Origin of the sequence: Phenylobacterium sp. (assembly GCF_020253645.1) — a bacterium.
Classification (GTDB): Bacteria; Pseudomonadota; Alphaproteobacteria; order Caulobacterales; family Caulobacteraceae; genus Phenylobacterium.
The window spans coordinates 36,194-55,498 of record NZ_JADCBG010000066.1 but is presented as its reverse complement, the minus strand read 5'-3'; the positions used below and the strand labels follow the sequence as shown (position 1 = coordinate 55,498).

18 protein-coding genes are annotated in these 19,305 nt (G+C 71.5%); 8 read left to right on the top strand and 10 right to left on the bottom strand.

The genetic code is table 11. From position 1 onward, the window contains the following. Positions 1–51: 51 nt before the first annotated feature. Together INE98_RS05020 and INE98_RS05015 are read right to left on the bottom strand one after the other, a co-directional pair. Positions 52–495, bottom strand: coding sequence for a molecular chaperone DnaJ (locus INE98_RS05020; RefSeq protein ID WP_293537089.1), 444 nt, complete (start codon positions 493–495; stop codon positions 52–54). Beyond that, complete coding sequence (locus tag INE98_RS05015; RefSeq protein ID WP_293537087.1) at positions 495–1,304, bottom strand: division plane positioning ATPase MipZ; 810 nt, start codon at positions 1,302–1,304, stop codon at positions 495–497. Before INE98_RS05015 ends, INE98_RS05020 begins: the two co-directional genes overlap by 1 nt. 177 nt (positions 1,305–1,481) lie before the next feature. On the opposite strand from INE98_RS05015, the gene panC reads away from it, so the two are divergent. Further along, complete coding sequence (gene panC, locus INE98_RS05010) at positions 1,482–2,339, top strand: pantoate--beta-alanine ligase (RefSeq protein WP_293537085.1); 858 nt, start codon at positions 1,482–1,484, stop codon at positions 2,337–2,339. Positions 2,340–2,345: 6 nt separating this feature from the next. Here panC and INE98_RS05005 read toward each other — a convergent pair whose 3' ends face one another. The 5 genes from INE98_RS05005 to INE98_RS04985 form a co-directional block, all read right to left on the bottom strand. Further along, complete coding sequence (locus tag INE98_RS05005) at positions 2,346–2,747, bottom strand: DUF1489 domain-containing protein (protein WP_293537083.1); 402 nt, start codon at positions 2,745–2,747, stop codon at positions 2,346–2,348. After that, entirely contained in the window at positions 2,744–4,624 is a 1,881-nt protein-coding gene (locus tag INE98_RS05000; protein WP_293537081.1) for a biotin carboxylase N-terminal domain-containing protein, read from the bottom strand. Before INE98_RS05000 ends, INE98_RS05005 begins: the two co-directional genes overlap by 4 nt. Before the next feature lie 254 nt (positions 4,625–4,878). After that, positions 4,879–5,961, bottom strand: coding sequence for a carotenoid 1,2-hydratase (locus INE98_RS04995; protein WP_293537079.1), 1,083 nt, complete (start codon positions 5,959–5,961; stop codon positions 4,879–4,881). Between the two features lies 1 nt (position 5,962). After that, positions 5,963–8,488, bottom strand: a complete 2,526-nt coding sequence (locus tag INE98_RS04990) for an FtsX-like permease family protein (protein ID WP_293537078.1) — start codon at positions 8,486–8,488, stop codon at positions 5,963–5,965. Next, the gene (locus INE98_RS04985) at positions 8,478–9,161 is read right to left on the bottom strand and encodes an ABC transporter ATP-binding protein (protein ID WP_293537076.1); all 684 of its coding nucleotides are present in this window, start codon (positions 9,159–9,161) and stop codon (positions 8,478–8,480) included. The genes INE98_RS04990 and INE98_RS04985 overlap by 11 nt, the downstream gene beginning before the upstream one ends. A gap of 111 nt (positions 9,162–9,272) precedes the next feature. On the opposite strand from INE98_RS04985, the gene INE98_RS04980 reads away from it, so the two are divergent. After that, complete coding sequence (locus INE98_RS04980; RefSeq protein WP_293537074.1) at positions 9,273–10,277, top strand: D-cysteine desulfhydrase; 1,005 nt, start codon at positions 9,273–9,275, stop codon at positions 10,275–10,277. Continuing rightward, the gene (locus tag INE98_RS04975) at positions 10,274–10,966 is read left to right on the top strand and encodes an amino acid racemase (protein ID WP_293537073.1); all 693 of its coding nucleotides are present in this window, start codon (positions 10,274–10,276) and stop codon (positions 10,964–10,966) included. Before INE98_RS04980 ends, INE98_RS04975 begins: the two co-directional genes overlap by 4 nt. Before the next feature lie 10 nt (positions 10,967–10,976). Here INE98_RS04975 and INE98_RS04970 read toward each other — a convergent pair whose 3' ends face one another. Next, on the bottom strand, positions 10,977–11,369 hold the full coding sequence (locus tag INE98_RS04970; RefSeq protein WP_293537071.1) for a DUF6491 family protein: 393 nt from the start codon (positions 11,367–11,369) through the stop codon (positions 10,977–10,979). A 149-nt stretch (positions 11,370–11,518) separates the two neighbouring features. On the opposite strand from INE98_RS04970, the gene INE98_RS04965 reads away from it, so the two are divergent. Beyond that, positions 11,519–13,312, top strand: a complete 1,794-nt coding sequence (locus tag INE98_RS04965; protein ID WP_293537069.1) for a M3 family oligoendopeptidase — start codon at positions 11,519–11,521, stop codon at positions 13,310–13,312. A gap of 52 nt (positions 13,313–13,364) precedes the next feature. Here the strand turns inward: INE98_RS04965 and INE98_RS04960 are convergent, their stop codons facing one another. Both INE98_RS04960 and INE98_RS04955 read right to left on the bottom strand, forming a co-directional pair. Then, positions 13,365–14,723, bottom strand: a complete 1,359-nt coding sequence (locus tag INE98_RS04960) for an amidohydrolase family protein (RefSeq protein ID WP_293537067.1) — start codon at positions 14,721–14,723, stop codon at positions 13,365–13,367. Continuing rightward, positions 14,723–16,165: an amidohydrolase gene (locus INE98_RS04955; protein WP_293537065.1), complete on the bottom strand. Its 1,443-nt coding sequence runs from the start codon at positions 16,163–16,165 to the stop codon at positions 14,723–14,725. The genes INE98_RS04960 and INE98_RS04955 overlap by 1 nt, the downstream gene beginning before the upstream one ends. A gap of 144 nt (positions 16,166–16,309) precedes the next feature. Here INE98_RS04955 and INE98_RS04950 point away from each other — a divergent pair, with 144 nt between their 5' ends. From INE98_RS04950 to INE98_RS04935, 4 genes are all read left to right on the top strand, one after another. Beyond that, on the top strand, positions 16,310–16,744 hold the full coding sequence (locus tag INE98_RS04950) for a PaaI family thioesterase (protein ID WP_293537063.1): 435 nt from the start codon (positions 16,310–16,312) through the stop codon (positions 16,742–16,744). Between the two features lie 3 nt (positions 16,745–16,747). Next, positions 16,748–17,812, top strand: coding sequence for an alpha/beta hydrolase (locus INE98_RS04945; RefSeq protein ID WP_293537062.1), 1,065 nt, complete (start codon positions 16,748–16,750; stop codon positions 17,810–17,812). 62 nt (positions 17,813–17,874) lie between these two features. After that, positions 17,875–18,105, top strand: a complete 231-nt coding sequence (locus INE98_RS04940) for an aa3-type cytochrome c oxidase subunit IV (protein ID WP_293537060.1) — start codon at positions 17,875–17,877, stop codon at positions 18,103–18,105. Between the two features lie 57 nt (positions 18,106–18,162). Beyond that, the gene (locus tag INE98_RS04935; protein ID WP_293537059.1) at positions 18,163–19,299 is read left to right on the top strand and encodes a Re/Si-specific NAD(P)(+) transhydrogenase subunit alpha; all 1,137 of its coding nucleotides are present in this window, start codon (positions 18,163–18,165) and stop codon (positions 19,297–19,299) included. Positions 19,300–19,305 lie beyond the last annotated feature (6 nt).

Below are 19,305 nucleotides of genomic sequence, written 5' to 3'. Positions count from 1 at the left end.
TGTCGCGCAATTGTCCGGCGCAGGGTCGCCGGCGTCGGACGACGGGTCCGATCAAGGCCCGAGCAGCCGGTCCCGGGCGGCGTTCAGGTGGGCGGCGAGGCCGTCGGTTCCGCCGGCGTCCGGATGAGTCCGCCGGATCAGCCGGGCGTGGGCCTCCAGGATCTCTTCACGGCTTGCATCCGGCCCGACGCCCAGGACGGACCGCGCCTCCGAGAGGCTCATTCCGTCCGGATCCGGGGAAGGCGCAGTCGGGGCGGGCCCCGGTCGCGGCCCCGGCGATCGCGCAAGACCGGCGAGACCGAGGCCGGTGAAGATCAGCACCAGGCCTGCAGGCCAGGCGCCCCTCAGGGCCAGCACCGTCCCGCCAACCACCGCGGCGAGGGCCAGGCCCCCGGCGATAAGGCGCCATTCCCGCCGCCCTGTCCGGTCGCCCCTGCGGCCCGCCCAGATGAGGACGGCGAAGGCGGCGACGGCGGCGAGAAGAAGCCAGCTCACTACTGGGCCGCCAGTTGGGCGCCGTCCGAGGTCAGGCCGATGAATCCCATAAGGTCCCGAAGTTCCTGGCGGGCGGCCACATGCTGCAGGCTCATGGAGACCGGTCGGATCGCGGGCGAGAGGTCGGCGATGGTCAGGCCGAAGGGGAAAAGCTCTCGGTAGATGACCCGGTCGCGGAGGCCGGGTCCCACGCGGAATCCGGCGCGTCTGGACAGGGCCTGGACGCGTTCGTCCACCCGGCGGCGATTCCGGGCGTCGGCCGGCGCCAGTCGATTTCGCAGGACCACCCAGTCGATGGTCCGCCCCGAGGAGGCGGCCCGGACCTTGCGACTGTTCCAGACCGTCTCGGAGTACAGGCTGGGACGCTTGAGCTCCAGGGTGACCGGGTCAACCACGCCGAGCGTGTCAAAGTCGACGAAACTGTCATTCATGGGGGTGACGATGAGGTCCGCCCGGGCATGGGCGGCGCGGCTCAGGAAGGTGTCCGCGCCGGGCGTATCGACGACGATGAGGTCGCAGGTGGACAGGGTCTCGAAGGCGGCGTCCAGTCGGGCGCCGGCCTCGTCCTCGGGCGCGCGGGCCAGGGCGGCCTCCAGCCGGACGCTCTCCGGCATGGGCGCCGAGGCGCCGTTGGCGGCCAGCCATGTGGCGCGGTTGTCCAGAAAGTGGGCGAGGGACTGCTGGCGGACGTCCAGATCCAGGGCGCCGACCCGGGCGCCCTCATGAAGCAGGGCGGTCAGGAGGTGAATGGCGAGGGTCGACTTCCCCGCACCGCCCTTTTCATTACCCACGACGATGATGTCGGCCATCCGCTGCCTCCGCCGGAGCGACCGGCCGGAGCGCCCGGACCGATTCCCGTCGCTGCACAGCCTTGTCGTCCGGCGCCGGGGCGTCAACGGACACGTCCGGATCGCCTGTGGATGGATGGACGACTGGCCCGCCTGCAGGGCATAAGCGCGCCGCCCATTGCCCCGCCGGAGACCGCCATGCTCCCCCTTCCCGCCGCCCGCACCGTGGCGGACCTCCGCCGCACTGTCGCCGGCTGGCGTCGGGAGGGCCTGACCGTGGGCTTCGTCCCCACCATGGGCGCCCTGCATGAAGGGCACATCTCGCTGGTCCGGCTGGCCCTGGCCCGCGCCGACCGGGTCGTGGCGTCGATCTTCATCAATCCGACCCAGTTCGGCCCGAACGAGGACCTGGCCGCCTATCCCCGCGACGAGGCGGGCGACGCCGCACGTCTGGCTGACGCAGGCTGCCATCTTCTCTTCGCCCCCTCCGTGGCCGAGATGTACCCGCCCGGGGTGGCCACGGTGGTCACGGTCTCCGGCGTCTCGGAGCCCCTCGACGGGCAGGCGAGGCCAGGGCACTTTGCAGGCGTGGCCACCATAGTGGCCAAGCTGCTCAACCAGGCGCGGCCCGATGTGGCCGTGTTTGGCGAAAAGGATTACCAGCAGCTCCAGGTCATCCGGCGCATGGCCGCCGACCTCGACCTTGGCGTGGAGATCCTCGGCGCCCCGACCGCCCGGGCGCAGGACGGCCTGGCCCTGTCCTCCCGCAACGCCTACCTGACCGACGACGAGCGCCGCCGGGCGCCCGAACTGGCGGCGGCCCTCACGGAGGCTGTCAGCAACCTCCGGGCAGGGGCGGAGGTGGCGGGGGTCGAGGCCCGCGCGGTCGGACGCCTGCGGGCGGCGGGCTTCGGGCCGGTGGACTATGTGGAGGTCCGCGACGCGGCGGACCTGTCGCGGCTGGGCCCCGGCCGCCTTCTCCCCGGACGCTCCGCGCGCATCCTCGCCGCGGCCTGGCTGGGCCGCGCCAGACTCATCGACAACATGGCCGCCTGACGCCGCCTACCAGGCGCCGGCCTCGCGCAGACGGCGGGCGAGGTCGTCCGGAATCCCCTCCCCGCCGACCTCGTCCAGATCCGGCGGCGCGTCGGCAGGGTCAAGGTAGCGCCAGCCCTGGAAGGCCCGCCGGGGGGTCGGCGCCACCCGGATGATGCGCGGCTCCAGATCGATCCGGCAATGGCTCTCGCCGCCCGCCTCCGCCCGGGAGACCGACAGGATGCGCTGGCGGCAGAGGATCAGGCCCCGAAAGATCCGGTAGAGGGATCCGCCGTCCAGCAGCTCGTCGACGCGCTTGGGCGCCATCCGGGTGAACAGGGGCCACGGATCGGGGCTGTCCTCGTGCCAGGCGACGAGATCCTCGATGGTGTCGCAGCCCACGCAGAGGCGGATCATGTGCAGGGTCACGAGGCCTCGCTCCGCACCCGCGCCAGGACCTCGCCCTCGCGGACCTGGTCGCCGACCGAGGCCGAAAGGACCTCCACCACCCCGTCGAAGGGCGCGGCCAGGCCGTGCTCCATCTTCATGGCCTCGACCACCAGCAGGATATCGCCCCGCAGGACACGGGCCCCCTCCGACACGGAGACGGCGGCGACCTTGCCGGGAAGGGGCGCGCTGACCGCGCCGTCGCCACCCGCCGCCGCCCCGCCCTCTGGGTCAGGCGGCGTGGCCGAGAAGGCGAAGGCGGAGCCGCCCTCGAAGAGGATCAGGGTCTCGCCGGCGTCCAGGAGGTCGGCCTCCTCCGGCCCGCCGTCGAGTGCCGCGAGGAGGGGCTGGCCGTCGCACCAGATCCGCACCTGCTCCCGGGGCGGGGCGTTGAGGCGGAAGCCGGCGAGATCGTGGGAGGGGGCGCTTGCACCATCGGAAGAAAGGGCGGAGAGCGCCGCTGCGGCGGCTGCGGCGAGATCTGCTGAGGGCTCCGGGGCGGCGGCCAGGCGGTCCAGCCGGTCGCCGATGAAGCCGGTGTCGATGCGCCCGGCGAGGAAATCGGGGTCGTCCAGGCAGCGGGCGAGGAAGGCGGCGTTGGTGCGGATCGGCCAGGTCTCCACCGCCCCGCAGGCCTCCGCCAGGGCCTCGGTGGCCCCCTCCCGGGTGGGCGCCCAGGCGATGAGCTTGGCGATCAGGGAGTCGTAGTGGGGACCGACCTCGTCCCCGGCCTCGACGCCCGAATCCACGCGCAGGCCCTCCGGCAGAAACAGGTGCTCCAGCCTGCCCGTCGAGGGCAGGAAGCCGCGCTCGGGGACCTCGGCGCAGAGCCGGGCCTCCAAGGCCCAGCCGTTCAGGGCGATCCGGTCCTGGGATAGGGGCAGGGGCTCTCCGGCGGCGACCCGGAACTGCCACTCCACCAGGTCCACCCCGGTCACGGCCTCGGTGACAGGGTGCTCGACCTGCAGCCGGGTGTTCATCTCCATGAACCAGATGCGGTCGGCGCGCAGGCCGTCCCGGGCGTCGGCGATGAACTCCACCGTGCCTGCGCCCACATAGTCCACGGCCCGTGCGGCGGCGAGGGCGGCGGCGCAGACCGCCTCGCGAACCTCCGCCGTCATGCCCGGGGCGGGCGCCTCCTCGATCACCTTCTGGCGGCGGCGCTGCAGGGTGCAGTCACGCTCGAACAGGTGGACGAGGCCGCCCTGGGAATCGCCGAACACCTGGACCTCGATGTGCCGGGGCGCCTCGATGCAGCGCTCCAGCAGGACGCGGTCGTCGCCAAAGGCGCCCAGGGCCTCGCGCCGGCAGGCCGCCAGGGCGGCGGCGAAATCGGCGGCGTCATCCACCCGCCGGATGCCGCGCCCGCCGCCGCCGGCCGCCGCCTTGATCAGGACAGGCCAGCCAAGCTCACGGGCCGCGGCAAGCAGGGTCGTCTCGGCGCCGTCGTCCCCCTGCCAGCCGGGCGTCACCGGCACGCCGGCGGCGATCATCCGCTCGCGGGCGGAGTCCTTCAGCCCCATGACGCGGATGGCGTCCGGCGAGGGCCCGATCCAGATCAGGCCCGCCGCCTGCACGGCCTCGGCGAAGGCGGCGTTTTCGGACAGAAAACCGTAGCCCGGATGCACGGCCTCTGCGCCGCCCTCGACGGCGGCGGCGATGAGGTCGGGGATGGACAGGTAGCTCTCCGCGGCCGGCGCCGGTCCGATCCGGACCGCACGGTCCGCCTCGCGCACATGGGCCGCCTCCAGGTCGGCGTCAGAACAGACGGCCACCGTCTCGATCCCCATGCGGCGGGCGGTGCGGAAGATCCGGCGGGCGATCTCGCCCCGGTTGGCGACAAGGACGGAGCGGAACACGGGCGCGCCTAGGGCTGGACGAAGGTCAAGGCGAAAACTCCTGGCGGGAGACCGAACAGAATCACATGGGCGCCCGGCGGGAGCATACGCATCTTCAGGTCAGCTCCCAGCGGGCGGGGAACCCTAGCCCACTCTCGGGACATGCTGAATGCCTGTTGCACGTGGTGCGGAGATCAGGCCGGCGGCGCCCCCCTTCGCGGGATGGCGCCGGCAGGCGGCTTGCGGGGCGACCGCCTCCGGCCGGTCCACGTCCTTCAGAGCCGCAGCGGCTCGGCATAGCCCGTCAGCTCCAGGTAGCCGGAGCCGCCCGGGACCCGCACCGCGCCTTCCCAGTAGACCGGGCCGCCGGAGGGCCGGCTGTCCAGCTCCTGGTCGTCGAAGAGCGGCTTCAGGGTCCAGCGCCTTTCCCCTCGCACAGTCTTCAGGCGCACCGTCGGGGCCACCGGATAGACGGCTCCCGTCCGGGGCGAGCGCCAGGTCCGCCCGGGTTCGAAGGCCACGGCGCCGTTGGGTGCGGTCCACAGTCGACCGTCCGCCGTCCGCAGGGAGCCCCCGGTCCAGACGGCCCGGCCCCTGGCGTCGCGCACGCTGAAGGCGGTCAGGGCGCCTCCGTCGTCGAGATTGATCCCGGTCCAGTCCCAGCCGACCGCGGACGGGTCCAGCAGGGTGGAGGACCACTCCCGGTCCAGCCAGGCCCTGCCCCTCACAGGGGCCCAGCGGCCATCCCTCGCCAGGCGTCCGGAGACCTCGAGGTGGGGAAGTGTATAGTACCAGCTGGCCTGTTCCGGCTTGGGTCCCTTGCGGCTGAAGCCCTGTTCGCCCTGGAGCAGGATGGGCTGGGTCGGCGTGAGGACCAGGTCCAGGTCGAAGCCCTCTCCTCCGGCGCGGGCGCGCATCGCCCCGGAGCGCCCTCGCACCAGACGCCAGTCGTCGAGGACGACGTCCATGTCGCGCTCCGACGCCTCCGCGAGGCCAAAGCCCTGTCGCGCGATCCGCTGGCCATGCAGGAGCTTGCCGATCCGGGGATCCGAGAGGGCGGCGTGGGCGAAGAGAACCTGGCGGGGCGCGAATCGGCTCGGGTTGGTTTCACCAAGACCCGTGCGGGTCCGGAAAAAGGTGATCTGGAAACCGAGGGGACCCGTCGGCCCCTCCAGCCAGCCGGTCACATACCACCACTCGGTCCTGAAGTCCGGGTGGGCCCCATGGTCCCTCGGAAAGACCAGGTGACGGCCAGGGATGACCTGGGCGAAGGCGGTCGAGGCGGTCGCGCCGCTTGGTGGAAGGATCCCGGCGACGGCCGCGGCGGTCAGCAGGCCTCTGCGTGTCAGCCTGTCCATGTCACCAGTCCTCCCGGACGGCGCGGACCGCGTCCGAAGAAAGCGCGTTTCGCCCGGCCAGCAGGGCGGTGAGGGACGAGGCCAGAGTCAGGGCGAGGGCAAGGCCGCCAAGGAGGCCCCAGGGCCATCGGGTGTCCATGGTCCAGTTGAAGGACTGGGGATTCACCACGTGGATCAGGATCTGACCCATCACCGCGCCCAGGGCGAGGCCGGCGACCGCGCCCACGGCCCCGAGGAAGGCGCCTTCGAGGACCAGCATGGCCTGGATCTGGCCGCGACCGGCCCCGACATGCCGCAGCATGCCGAATTCCCGTCTCCGGGCCAGGGTCTGCGCCGACACCGTGGCGGCCACTCCGGCGACGCCCACGAGCACCGCCACCGCCTCCAGGGCGTAGGTCACGGCGAAGCTTCGGTCAAAGATCCGCAGGGCCACGGCGCGGATCTCCGCCGAGGGCGCGACCTCGGTCTGGGCGGCGAGGTCCGGCGGCAGGGCCTGGCGGATCCGGCGAAGGGTCTCCGTCCGGTCGGCGCCGGGCGCGAGGGTGAAGCCCGCCTCGTTGGCCCCGGCGTCGCCTGTGATCTGCAGGTAATCGGACCGGCGGAGCACGACTGCGCCGAACTGTCTGCCATAATCCCTCCAGACCCCGGAGACGCGCACCGTGATTGTCCGGCCGGCCAGCGGAAGGTCCATGCGGTCGCCCGGAGAGAGGCCGTAGAGGCGGGACAGGGGCTCGGAGATCCAGGCCGGGACTTCGCCCTCGCCCCAGGCGCGCGGCGGGGCTCGCCAGGGCAGGTCCGGCGCGCCTCCCTCCCCCGGAGGTATCGCCAGAAGCGTCACTGCGGGCCGCTCGGCGGCCAGGGTCAGGGTCAGGGACCGGCGCGACTCCATGGCGTCGACCCCGGGCAGGGCGGCGAGCGCCGCCTGCAGGGCGGGATCAAGGCCCGATGTTTCGGCATTGGCCACCCGGAGATAGACGTCGGCGGGCAGGATGGCCCCCAGCCACTCGTCCACCGAACCCCGGAAGCTGGACACCATGAGCCCCATGGCGGCCATCAGCCCGGCGCTGGCCACGAGGCCGCACAGAGCGACCGCGGCCTGGTCCGGCGCACCTGCAAGACGGGCGGCGGCGAGGCGCACCGGGACCGGGGCGGGAAGGCGGGCCAGCGGGGCGATCATCAGCCGGGCCAGCCAGGGCATGGCGGCCACGCCCGCGGCAAGGATCAGGGCGATGGACGCATAGCCGAACAGGGGAAGCCCCCCGACCGGCGGAGCGAAGGCGGCGGCGAGTCCCGTCGCGCCCAGGAAAAGGGCCGGCGCCAGGGGCGGCCGGCGGCCCGGATCCCCGGCCTGGCCGGCGGACTTCAACGCCTGGGCGGCAGGGATGCGCGCGGCGTCGAGGGCGGGAATGAGACTTCCGGCCAGGGCGACGATAAGGCCGAGGGCGCCGTGCAGGACGGTCCAGGCCGGAGAGATTTCAAGGGGCGGACGGCTGCCGCTGAAGTAGCCGCCGCCCAGGTCGCCGCCCAGCAGGCCAAGCACCGACCAGGCCAGGGCGGCGCCGGCGAGAAGGCCCGCGACAGACCCGATAAGCCCGAGGACCGCCCCTTCCGCCAGAACCTGCAGGAACAGGCCCTCGCGGCGCTGGCCCAGCACCTGGAGGAGGGCGAAGGCGGACCGTCGGCGAGCGATGGAAAGGGACTGGGCGGAAAAGACGAGGAAGCCGCCGGTCAGGAGGGCGACCATGGCCAGCATGCCGAGATTGACCCGGTAGGCCCGGGAGAGGTCGCCGCTCCGCCGGCTCTCCGCCTCGGGCGTGACCACCCGGGCGTCCGGGGGCAGGACAGCGGCGACGGCCTTTGCCGCTGCGGCCGGACTGACGCCCGGGGCGATCAGGAGATCGAGTCGGTCGAGGCGACCGATCCGGTCGAACTTCATCTGGATGGCGGCGATGTCTCCGACGACGAGCCTCTGGCCCGTCTCGACGGACGGAAGTCCGCCGGCGACCGGCAGGGAGACCCGCCGTCCGCCCTCGCGGACCTCCAGTCGCTCCCCGGCGCCGGCGTCGAGGGCCGGCGAGAGCCAGACCGAATCCTCCCCCGACGCCGCGCCGCCCGCACCAAAGGCCGGGCCGGCGCCGACCGCCAGGGCCGGGGTGACCCGCGCAGCCCTCAGGGGGTCAAGGCCCAGGACCGTGAGGCTGCGTCCGTCCTTCGCCCGGGCGTTGACCACCACGACGGGGCTGGTCGCCGACAGCACCCCAAGCCGCGCGACCCTGGGATAGAGCGACTCATCGAAGCCTTCCGCCGACACCGCCTCCACGCGGAGGTCAGCAGAGCCCGTCACAGTGCGAACGGCGGCGTCGAACTCTGCAAGGGCCGAGCGGTTGACCAGGTGGACGGCGAAACCAAGGGCCACGCCCACCGCAATGGCCAGGACCGCCACGAGGGTCCGTATCGGGTGGGCCCGCCACTCGCCGCGGACCATCCAGGACAAGAGGGTCCGCGGAAGCGCAGGGTCAGACGGCATGGCGCGCGCCAAGCCCGCGACGGCCGAGGAAAAGGGTTCTGTCCGCCGACTCCGCCGCCCGTGCGGAGTGGGTGACCAGGAGAACGGCCGCACGGCGCGTCCGCGCCGCCTCCAGCAGAAGGCCCAGACTGCGCTCGGCGGTCTCCGGATCCAGGTTGCCGGTCGGCTCGTCGGCCAGGATCAGCGCCGGGTGATGAACCAGGGCGCGGGCGATGGCGGTCCTCTGGAGCTCGCCGCCCGACAGGCGCGAAGGCAGGTCGGCCTCCCGCCCGGCCAGGCCGACGGCGGCGAGCATCTCCGCAGCGCGGGACAGGGCCTGGGACGGATCCACATTGGCCAGCACCAGGGGCAGGGCCGTATTCTGGGCCACGGTGAGGTAGGGCAGGATGTGGAACGCCTGGAACACGAAGCCGAGATGCTCGCGCCTCAGGCGGGTGCGCCCCGGCTCGTCCAGGCTGGAGAGCGGCGTCCCGGCGATGTCGATCGCTCCGGCATCCGCCGTATCCAGCCCGGCGATCAGGTTCAGGAGGGTCGACTTCCCCGCCCCGGATTCGCCCATGACGGCGACCACCTCGCCCGCCGCGAGATCAAGGTCGAGACCCTCGAAGAGGAGTCTTCCGCCGGGAAAGGACTTGGCGAGGCCTCGGATCCTCAGGGGCGGGGGCGTGGACATGACCCTATCTAGGGCTGCAGCCGTCCCGGGGGAATATCCCGCCGCCGGGGTGCGTCGGCGGGATGCGCGTCCGGCCGGGCCGGTGTAAGGGGCGAAGTTCAGGAGTCGCGCATGCATCTGGCCCGCTTTCCCCGTGTCCGCTTCGCCCATCTTCCGACGCCGCTGGAACCCATGTCCCGGCTGAGCGAAGCCCTCGGGGGGCCTTCGCTCTGGGTGAAGCGGGACGACTGCACAGGCCTGGCCGGCGGGGGCAACAAGACCCGCAAGCTGGAATTCCTGCTTGGCGAGGCCCTCCGGGAAGGCGCCGACACCCTGGTGACCCACGGCGCGGTGCAGTCCAACCATGCGCGCCAGACCGCCGCTGCGGCCGCCCGGTTCGGCCTGGCCTGCGAGATCGTCCTGGAAGAGCGGCTCAACACGGACGCCGAGGACTACAATCTGTCCGGCAACGTCCTGCTCGACCGGCTTCTGGGCGGGCGGTTACGGCGGGTCCCGGCAGGGACCGACATGGACGCGGCCCTCGAACGGGTCGCGGAGGAGGTCCGGGCGCAGGGTCGTCGGCCCTATGTGATCCCGGGGGGCGGATCGAACGCCGTCGGGGCCCTGGGCTATGCAGATTGCGCCCGCGAGCTGGTCGCCCAGGCGGATGCGCAGGGTCTCAGGATCGACAGGATCGTCACCGCCACGGGAAGCGCAGGCACCCACGCGGGCCTCGTCGCAGGACTCGCCGTGATCGGGGCCGAGATCCCGGTCCACGGCTTTGGCGTCCGCGCGCCGAAGGAGAGGCAGGAGGCCAACGTCCACGCCCTCGCCGTCAAGACCGCCGCCCGGCTCGGCCACGGCGACCGGGTGCGGCGCGAGATGATCGTCGCCGACTGTGATTGTGTCGGCGCGGGCTACGGGATCGCCGACGAAGGGGTCTTCGAGGCCCTGCGCCTCGCAGCCCGGACGGAGGGTCTGCTCCTCGATCCGGTCTATTCGGGCAAGGCCATGAAGGGGCTTGTCGATTACGCCCGGAAGGGCCGCTGGGCGGGCGAGACCGTCGTCTTCCTTCACACCGGCGGGGCTCAGGGTCTGGCTGGATACACGTCCGTTCTGGAGGGACATCTCGAATGAGCCGCGTTCTCGGCGTCCTCGGGGGCATGGGCCCCGCCGCCACCCTCGACTTCCTGGCCAAGCTGCAGGCCATGACTCCGGCCCAGAAGGACGCAGACCATATCCGGGTGATCGTCGACATCAATCCGCAGGTCCCCGACCGGAATGATCCCTTCGCCCGCCCCGGGCCCGTCCTCGCCGAAATGGCGGGCGGACTGCGCGGCGCCGGGGCCGAGGTGCTGGCCATCGCCTGCAACACCGCCCACCTCCACGCCGACCTGATCAGCCGGGCCTCGGACCTGCCCCTTGTCGACATGATCGAGACCGCCGCCCGGGCGGCCCGTGACACCGGCGCCCGGCGGGCCGGCGTCCTGGGAACGCGGGACGCCGTACGTCTCTATCACGAGTACATCGCCGCGCAGGGGATGGGTCTCGTCACCCTCTCCCGGGAGGATCAGGCGCGCTTCATGGACCTGCTGGCGCGCATCAAGGCCGGAGACGTCGGCCCCGCCGTACGCGAGGGCATGGCCGGCCTCGCGCAAACCCTGGTCCGGGAGGGCGCCGAGGCCGTGATCGCCGGCTGCACAGAGGTCCCGCTGGTGCTGCAGCCGGCGGACTCTGAGGTCCCCTTCATCGACGCGGGAGAAGAACTGGCCCGTCGATGCGTCTCGGTCTGCCTGGGCCTGGAGCCGCTCCCTCAGGCCCGGTGAGGCCCAGACCTCAGGGCTTGAGCTTCTTCGGCAGGGCCGCGACCTGCTCGGGGGTCAGGCGCTCGATCGACTTGATGATGCAGCGGCGGGGAATCGTTCCGCCCACGCTCAGGTTCAGGTCCAGGGGACGACAGATCCGGCTGGACGCGCCAAGAGGCTCCAGGATCAGGGGGTCGGAGGCTGTCACGCCGGCGAGGCAGGACCCGCTGAAGGTGAACTTGTAAACTTCCTTGCGGCGCACCGAGTAGTAGAGGGTGTCGGGGCTTGCGACCTTGTGCCCTCCGAGGTCGCTGAGGCGGAAGCAGGGCGGGTCTGCGGCGCGCGGCTGTTCCGCCTTGGCGGAAGGGGTCACGACAGCGCCGGCGAGAAGGACCGCGGCGACGGCGGCGGCTCGGATCATCATTTCAGGTCATACTCCTGCGGCGTGGACGGCCACCCCAGCCCCCGGCTCAAAATCGCGCGGCGCCCCACGCCTCGTCAAGAGACGGCGTTGACCGGTCCGGGGGCCGGAAGGACTGGCGGCGGCTGGAGGGCTCGGGTTAGGACTTGGGCATGACTGCTCATGTTCCACCTGAAAGCCTTCCCGTCTGGCGACTCGACGATCTCTACGCCGGTCGCGAAGACCCTCGTCTTGACGCCGACCTGGACGCCGCCGCCGCCGCCAACGCTGAACTCCTGGCGCTCAAGGGGCAGCTTGTCGCCGCCCGCGCCGATCCCCCAACCCTGGGGGACCGCATCGACCGCGGGGTCCGCCTTTACGAGGCTGCGACCAATGCGCTCTGGCGGGTGGGCGCCTACGCCGGCCTCGCTGCTTCGACCGCGAGGAGCGATCCGGACTGGGCCCGGTTCGAAGCGGACATCCGCGCGCGCACTGCGGCCATTGGCGCCGAGAGCCTGTTCTTCACCCTGGAGATCAACGAGCTGGAGGACGCCGAGATCGAGGCCGCCCTCCTTGCGGTCCCGGCTGCGGCGCGCTGGCGGCCCTGGCTGCGCCGGGTCCGGGCCTTCCGCCCGCATGAGCTGGCCGCCGACCTTGAGCGCCTGCTCGTGGACCGAGGCCCGGCGGTCGCCAACTGGACCCGGCTCCACGACGAGACCCTGGCCCGGATGACGGTCAAGGCGGGTCGCAGCCGCCTGACCCTTCCCGAGGCCCTGAACGCCCTGTCTGATCCGGATCCGGACCGTCGACGGAAGGTCGCCGGCGGTCTTTCCACGGCCCTTGGCGAGGCGGCCCCCACCCTCGCCCTGGTCCTGAACACCCTGGCCTTCGAGAAGCAGGTCGAGGACCGCTGGCGCCGGTATCCCGATCCGGCGGCGTCCCGGCACCTGGCCAACGAAGTGGACCGGGAGGCCGTGCAGGCGCTCGAGGCCGCCGTCACCGCAGGTTACGAGCGTGTCAGCCATCGTTACTACAGGCTCAAGGCCAGGGTCATGGGTCGCCCGGCCCTGGACCACTGGGACCGGAACGCGCCTCTGGAGACCTCCGCGCCCCGGTTATGGTCCTGGGCCGAAGCCCGGGAGGTGGTGGAGTCCAGCTTCCGCGACCTCGCCCCGAGGTTCGCCGACAGCGCCCGGGACCTTTTCGAACAACCCTGGATCGACGCCCGACCGCGGCCTGGCAAGCAGTCCGGCGCCTATTCCCATCCGGTGATCGCCCCGCATCACCCCTATGTCTTCCTGAACTACATGGGAGAGCGGCGGGACGTCCTGACCCTGGCCCACGAGCTCGGGCACGCCGTTCACCAGCGCCTCTGCGCGCCCCTGGGGACCCTGCTGGCCGACACTCCCCTGACCCTGGCCGAGACCGCCTCCATCTTCGGCGAGGGACTGGTCTTCGAACGCCTCCTCGCCGAGGCGGGGCCCCGGGAGAAGCTTGGGCTGCTGGCCGGGCAGATCGAGGATGGCCTCAATACGGTGATCCGCCAGATGGCCTTCCATCGCTTCGAGACCCGGTTCCACGCCGCCCGCCGGGACGGGGAGCTGTCGTCCGGAGCGATCGGCGGGCTCTGGCTGGAGGTGATGGGCGAGAGTCTCGGCCCCGCGATCCGTCTCAACCCGGGCTACGAGCACTACTGGGGCTATATCAGCCACTTCGTGCACTCGCCCTTCTACGTCTACGCCTACGCCTTCGGCGACCTCCTCGTCCGCGCCCTCATGGAAAAGCGGCGCGAGGACCCCGAAGGCTTCACGCCTCTCTACGAGGACCTGCTCGCCTCGGGGGGCGTACGGACCTGCGTCGAGGCCCTCGCGAGGTTCGGCCTCGACCCTCGCGAGACCGAGTTCTGGGCCGCGGGCGTCCGCCAGCTGGAGCGCCGGGTCGACGCCTTCGAGGCGCTTGTAGGCTGAGGCGCTGAGGGTCGGGCGACGGCTGCCCGGCCGCGACCCGCGGCCGTTCAGCTCAGCGGTGGCGATAGGCCGGGGGCAGGGGGCCGCCGAGGTCCTTGTAGCGGTCGCGCAGCTGTGTCTGCCGGGTCGTCAGGTCCTGGGCCTGGCCGCGGATATAGACCGCCCTCGGGGTCGAGAGCGGTTCGAAGGGATCTCCGGACCAGATCACCAGGTCGGCGTCCTTGCCGGGCTCCAGGCTGCCCGTGCGGTCGCCGACCCCGAACATCCGCGCCGGGTTGATCGTCACCGCGGCGAGCGCCGCATCCCAGGGCAGGCCCCAGGCCACGGCGGTTCCGGCTCCGTAACGGGTCTCCCGAGCCCGGTGGGCCGCACCCTCGGGGGCGGTGAAGGCCAGGGTGACGCCCGCCGCGTGCAGCCGGGCGGCGTTTTCCAGGGTCGCCCCGAGGATCTCGAAGGTGTCCGGCCGGTTCGTGATCGGGTTGAGGATCACCGGAACACCCGCCGCCGCGATCTCGCGGGCCAGCATCCAGCCCTCCTCGGCCCCCTCCAGGATCAGCCTGAGCTTCTCGTCGCGGGCGAGCCTGAGGACCGCCCGGATGTCCGCCGCCCTGTGTACCCGGGCGACCAGGGGGGTGCGCCCCTGGACCAGGGGGACAAGAGCCTCCAGGTCCGCCTTCGACAGTCCCAGTTCCCGGTAAGCGCCCGTCTCCCAGGCGCTGCGGTTGGCGGCGAAGGCCCGGACGTCCGCGAACACCGCCCTGAGGGCCGCGATCTGGGCGCCTCGCGCGCCGCCGCCCGCCTGCGCGCCTGTGGCGCCGAAGGCGACGGAGATTCCGACTCCCCCCCTCACGACCATGTCCGGGGCCCCGTTGAGCCGGACCACGGCGCCCTGGCCCGCGAACAGGGTGTTGGGCCGGGGCTCGTGCCCGCCCCCAGCGGTCAGGCGCCGGCCGGACACCTCGCCGTCATGCTCATGGGCCGCAAAGCCGCCGCCGGCCGGCTGGGGCAGGACAACGGCGCTCGTTAGGCCTCCGGTCCTCGCCACGGGAATCAGGGTCGAGGCCGGATCAAGGCCTTCGCGCAGATCGAAGGCGGCGCCGATCTGCGGGTTGTCCACCGAAAGGTCGTCGCCGAGCGCACTGATCTCTACGGCGCCCAGGAGGCTGCCCGTGGCGAAGAGACCGGGCGTGATCACGGCCCCGCTGGCGTCGAGAACCCGCGCTCCGGGCGGCGGGGCGGCGCGCCCCACGGAGACGATCTTCCCGTCACGGATCACGATGACGCCGGTCTCGAGGGTTCCTTGAGGCCCTGCGGTGATCAGCCGTCCGCCCGTGATGGCGAGGGTCTCCGCCAAAGCCGGCGGGGTCGTGAACAGGGCCAGGACGGCCGCCAGGGGAGTCAGACGGCGCATCAGCGGGCTCCTTCGCCAGGCTGGCCAAGGTCGAAGTCGGACCGCGGCTGGTATCGCGCGTCACGACGGTCCCAGGCTATGGCCCCGTCGATGAAGACCGTCTCGGTCCGCGCATAGATGGAAAAGGGATTGCGGTCCCACAGCACGATGTCCGCACGCTTCCCCACCTCAAGGGACCCGGTCTGATCCGCGATCCCGAGCGCCCTGGCGGGATTGGAGGTGATCCACCGCATCGCCTCGGCCTCGGAGATCTCCAGGCCTGCGGCCCGGCCGGCCGCCAGCGCCATCGCCGCCTCCTGGTTCAGGCGCTGGATCAGGTCCGGGTCGTCCGACTTGATGACCCCGCAGGCCCCGGCGGCCTCAAGCAGGGGAACATTGGCCTCGATCGAGTCGTACATTTCGATCTTGCCGCCCCACCACCCCGCCCAGGTGGCGGTGCAGATGCCGTTCTGCGCCAGCAGGTCGGCGATCTTGTAGGCTTCCAGGGCGTGGTGGAAGCTCGAGATCCGGTATCCGAACTCCTTGGCGATATCGATCATGATCGCCATCTCGTCGGCCCGGTAGCAGTGGTTCTGCACCAGGATCTCGCCGCGCAGGACCCCGGCCATCGTGTCGAGCCCGAGGTCCCGGCGGGGCGGATCGGCCTTTTCACCCCGGGAGACCTTGTCGCGGTAGTCATCCCACTTGCGCACATAGTCCGCCGCCTCGATCCAGGCGGCGCGGTATCCCGCGACATTGCCCATCCGGGTGGACGGCGCCCGTCCGCGCGAGCCGTAGACCCGCTTGGGGTTCTCGCCGCAGGCCATCTTCAGGGTGTAGGGCGCCCCGGGGAACTTCATCTCCTGCATGGTCCGGGCGGGCACGTTCCTGAGGGTGACTCCCCGCCCGCCGATCAGGTTGCCCGATCCCGGCAAGATCTGGACCGTGGTGACCCCGCCGATCCGGGCGGTGTTGAAGCCGGGATCCTGCGGCCAGATCGAGTGTTCGGCCCAGACTTCGGGCGTGGTCGGGTCGGTCAGCTCATTGCCGTCCGAGTGCGCGGGCACGGCCGGGGCGGCGTAGACGCCGAGATGGGAGTGGGCGTCGATCAGGCCGGGGGTGATCCACCTGCCGCGGGCGTCGAGGGTCTCCAGGCCGGCGGGAACCGGCAGCCCCTCCCCGATGGCGGCGATCCGTCCGTTCCGGACGATGAGCGTGGCGTTCTCCAGCGCCGCGCCGGTCCCGGTGTAGGCGCGCGCGCCGGTAATCGCGAAGGGTGCAGAGGGAAGCGGCCTGTAGGTGGAGGGAAAGGCGTCCTGCCGGGCGACCGGATCAAGCCCCGCAGGCAGGGCCTTGGTCGCGGCGGCCCCGGGGCGGGCCTTGGGGGGCGCGCCGGAGGCGGTCGCGCACGAGGAAAGCACCAGGGCGGCCAGCGCCACTGTCCACGCTGCAGGTCTCGGCATTCGGCTCCCCCTCCAGGATCAGCAGGGATGATCTTCAACCGCATCGGTCCGTAAGCCAAGCCTGAAGGCGCTTGCCATTTTCGGTCGGTCCGTTAGTCACCCCCGGCTATGTCTGACGACCTGACAGAAGGCCAGACGGCCGTCGTGCCCGAGGGTTTCGTGATCAACCTCTGGCAGCGGGGTTTTGGCCGCACAGTGGGGCCCTTCTACTCGTCGCGGGATCCGGCGACCAACGCGGAGGTCATGGCCTTCCGGGTTGAGGAGCACCACGCCAACGGCATGAACAACTGCCACGGCGGCATGCTGATGAGTTTCGCCGACATGGCCTGGGGTCGGGTGATCTCGAACCAGCGGGAGGTCGGCTGGGTCACCGTACGCCTGGTGACGGACTTCATGGCGCCCGGCCTCATGGGCGACTGGGTCGAGGGAACCAGCGAGATCATCGCCGAGGATGGCGATATCTTTACCGTCGCGGGTCGCATCTGGTGCGGCGACCGGACGCTGATGACCGGTACGGGGGTTTACAAGGGGATCCGGTCGATCCGCCGCAAGGCGGGTTACCGGGAGGCGCAGGAGTAGAACATGGCCATCGACCCGGCGATCAAGGAAGGCGCGCCCGTCGGCTATTATGACGACCGGCCCATCCATTCCGAGCCCGGCGCACTGCCGCCCGAGGTCCAGGCCCCCCTCGCGCCCTTCCGCGGTCGGGAGCCGGACTCTCCGGAGTGGTTCCGCAACGCCATCGCCCAGGCCCCGGAACGAAGCCACGTGGAGTCCCTCGGGGCCCGCATCGAAATGCTTGTCTGGGGTCAGCGCGGAAAGCCGGGTCTGCTGCTCGTTCACGGCAACTCCGCGCATGCGGACTGGTGGAGCTTCATCGCCCCCTTCCTGGCCCAGGACTTCCGGGTCGCCTCGATGTCCCTCGCCGGCATGGGCGACTCGGACTGGCGCGACTCCTACGCCTTTCAGGACTTCGCCGCCGACGCCGAGGCGGTGGCCCGGGCGGCGGGGCTCTACGACGCCGGCAAGCCGATCTATATCGGCCACTCCTTTGGCGGCTCCCAGGTCTTCTTCGCCGCGGCCAGTCATCCCGAGCGGATGCGCGCCGCCGTCCTGGTGGACACCGGCTTCGGCGGTCCGCCGCCGGACTCCCCGGAGGGCAAGCGGATGGCCGAACAGGTCCGCAACATCCCTTCCGGAGACAGGGCCCAGAAGGTCTACCCAACCCTGGAGGAAGCCCTTGCAAGGTTCCGGCTGATGCCGCCCCAGGCGGCGGGGAACCTGTTCGTGGCGGACTTCATCGCGAGGCGATCCCTCAAGAAAGGCGTCGGGCCTGACGGCCGGGAAGGATGGAGCTGGCGCTTCGATCCGAACATGTGGGCCAAGCTCGACCGCAGCGTGATGAGCGGCCTCATGGACGGGGGCCCGCCCAGGGTGGAGATCCCGCTGGTTCACATCTACGGCGACCGGTCGGCGATCATCAGCCGGCGCAAGGAGGGCGGGCCCTCGCCCCTGCCGGCGCATACACTCGAGATCGCCATCCCGGATTCAGCGCATCACATCATGATCGACCAGCCCCTCGCCCTCATTTCCGCCCTCCGCGGCCTGCTGTCGGTCTGGCCGCCTGTGGACGCGAGCCGGGCTTGAGCGGCGCGCCCTGAGCGTGTAACCCCACTTCCAGACGTTGGGTCCGAACGAGAGAGTCCCGAATGGCTTCCGAATACCACCGCGGCGAGATGGAGATCAGCGAGCAGAAGGCGACCTACGCCGCCTTCATGGCGCTCACGAAGTGGGGCTCCCTGGCCATCGCGGCCCTCCTGGTCCTTTTCACGGTCTGGTTCTGCACGCCCGCCGGCTTCATACCGGGCTTTGTGTCGGCCCTCGTCACGACGGTGGCCGGCGTGTTCCTGCTGCGCGACAAGCCCGGGTCGGACCACTAGGCCCCGACGAACAGGCGCCTGTCGCTCGGGCGCACATTGGGAGGACCGGTCCAAGCCATGGCCGTGATCGCCGTCATCCGTGAGTCCCACCCCGGGGAGACCCGCGTCGCCGCGACTCCAGAGACCGTGCGCAAGCTCATCGCTGCCGGCTTCGAGGTTTCGGTCCAGGCGGGGGCCGGCGTTTCCGCATCCTGCCCCGACGCCGACTACGCCGCCGCCGGCGCGCGGATCAGCGCCTCCGTCGAAGAGACCGTCTCAGGCGCCGACATCCTCTTCGGCGTCCGCACACCGTCCTCCGAGGCCCTTGGGGCGTTGAAGCCCGGCGTCATTGTGGCCGCCTCCCTGAATCCGCACCAGGACCGCGCCGGGCTCGAAGCCCTCGCAGCCCGGGGCGCAGAGGCCTATGCCCTCGAGTTCATTCCCCGCATCACCCGGGCGCAGGTCATGGACGTCCTGTCCTCCCAGGCCAACCTCGCCGGCTACCGGGCCGTGATCGAAGCCAGCGCCGCCTATGGCCGCGCCCTGCCGATGATGATGACCGCCGCCGGCACGATCGCCGCCGCCAAGATCTTCGTGATGGGGGTCGGGGTCGCCGGCCTCCAGGCCATCGCCACGGCCCGCCGCCTGGGCGCCGTCGTGACCGCCACCGACGTCCGCCCGGCCACCAAGGAGCAGGTGGAGTCCCTCGGTGCGAAATTCATCGCCGTCGAGGACGACGAGTTCCGCAACGCCCAGACCGCCGGCGGGTACGCCAAGGAAATGAGCCCGGAGTACCAGGCCAAGCAGGCCGAACTCATCTCCGGCCATATCGGCAAGCAGGACATCGTCATCACCACGGCCCTGATCCCCGGTCGGCCTGCGCCGCGACTCGTGACGGCCGCCCAGGTCGCCGCGATGAAGCCGGGGTCCGTCATCGTCGACCTGGCCGTCGAGCAGGGCGGCAATGTCGAGGGCGCCCGGGCGGGCGAGACCATCGAGACGGCGAATGGCGTGAAGATTCTCGGCATCCCCAACCTGCCGGGACGGATCGCCGCGGACGCCTCGGCCCTGTTCGCGCGCAACCTCCTCGCCTTCTCGGGCCTGCTGCTCGATAAGGAGGGGGCCCTGGCCCCCGACCGCGAGGACGAGATTCTCAAGGCCGCCCTGGTCGTCAGCGGCGGAAAGATCGTGCACCCGGCCCTCACCGGGTCCTGACGGAGG

Coding starts and splice junctions, on each gene's coding strand:
- INE98_RS05015 (WP_293537087.1), bottom strand. CDS start 1,304: ATGGCCGACATCATCGTCGTGGGTAATGAAAAGGGCGGTGCGGGGAAG.
- panC (WP_293537085.1), top strand. CDS start 1,482: ATGCTCCCCCTTCCCGCCGCCCGCACCGTGGCGGACCTCCGCCGCACT.
- INE98_RS04995 (WP_293537079.1), bottom strand. CDS start 5,961: ATGGACAGGCTGACACGCAGAGGCCTGCTGACCGCCGCGGCCGTCGCC.
- INE98_RS04990 (WP_293537078.1), bottom strand. CDS start 8,488: ATGCCGTCTGACCCTGCGCTTCCGCGGACCCTCTTGTCCTGGATGGTC.
- INE98_RS04985 (WP_293537076.1), bottom strand. CDS start 9,161: ATGTCCACGCCCCCGCCCCTGAGGATCCGAGGCCTCGCCAAGTCCTTT.
- INE98_RS04980 (WP_293537074.1), top strand. CDS start 9,273: ATGCATCTGGCCCGCTTTCCCCGTGTCCGCTTCGCCCATCTTCCGACG.
- INE98_RS04975 (WP_293537073.1), top strand. CDS start 10,274: ATGAGCCGCGTTCTCGGCGTCCTCGGGGGCATGGGCCCCGCCGCCACC.
- INE98_RS04970 (WP_293537071.1), bottom strand. CDS start 11,369: ATGATGATCCGAGCCGCCGCCGTCGCCGCGGTCCTTCTCGCCGGCGCT.
- INE98_RS04965 (WP_293537069.1), top strand. CDS start 11,519: ATGACTGCTCATGTTCCACCTGAAAGCCTTCCCGTCTGGCGACTCGAC.
- INE98_RS04960 (WP_293537067.1), bottom strand. CDS start 14,723: ATGCGCCGTCTGACTCCCCTGGCGGCCGTCCTGGCCCTGTTCACGACC.
- INE98_RS04955 (WP_293537065.1), bottom strand. CDS start 16,165: ATGCCGAGACCTGCAGCGTGGACAGTGGCGCTGGCCGCCCTGGTGCTT.
- INE98_RS04945 (WP_293537062.1), top strand. CDS start 16,748: ATGGCCATCGACCCGGCGATCAAGGAAGGCGCGCCCGTCGGCTATTAT.
- INE98_RS04940 (WP_293537060.1), top strand. CDS start 17,875: ATGGCTTCCGAATACCACCGCGGCGAGATGGAGATCAGCGAGCAGAAG.
- INE98_RS04935 (WP_293537059.1), top strand. CDS start 18,163: ATGGCCGTGATCGCCGTCATCCGTGAGTCCCACCCCGGGGAGACCCGC.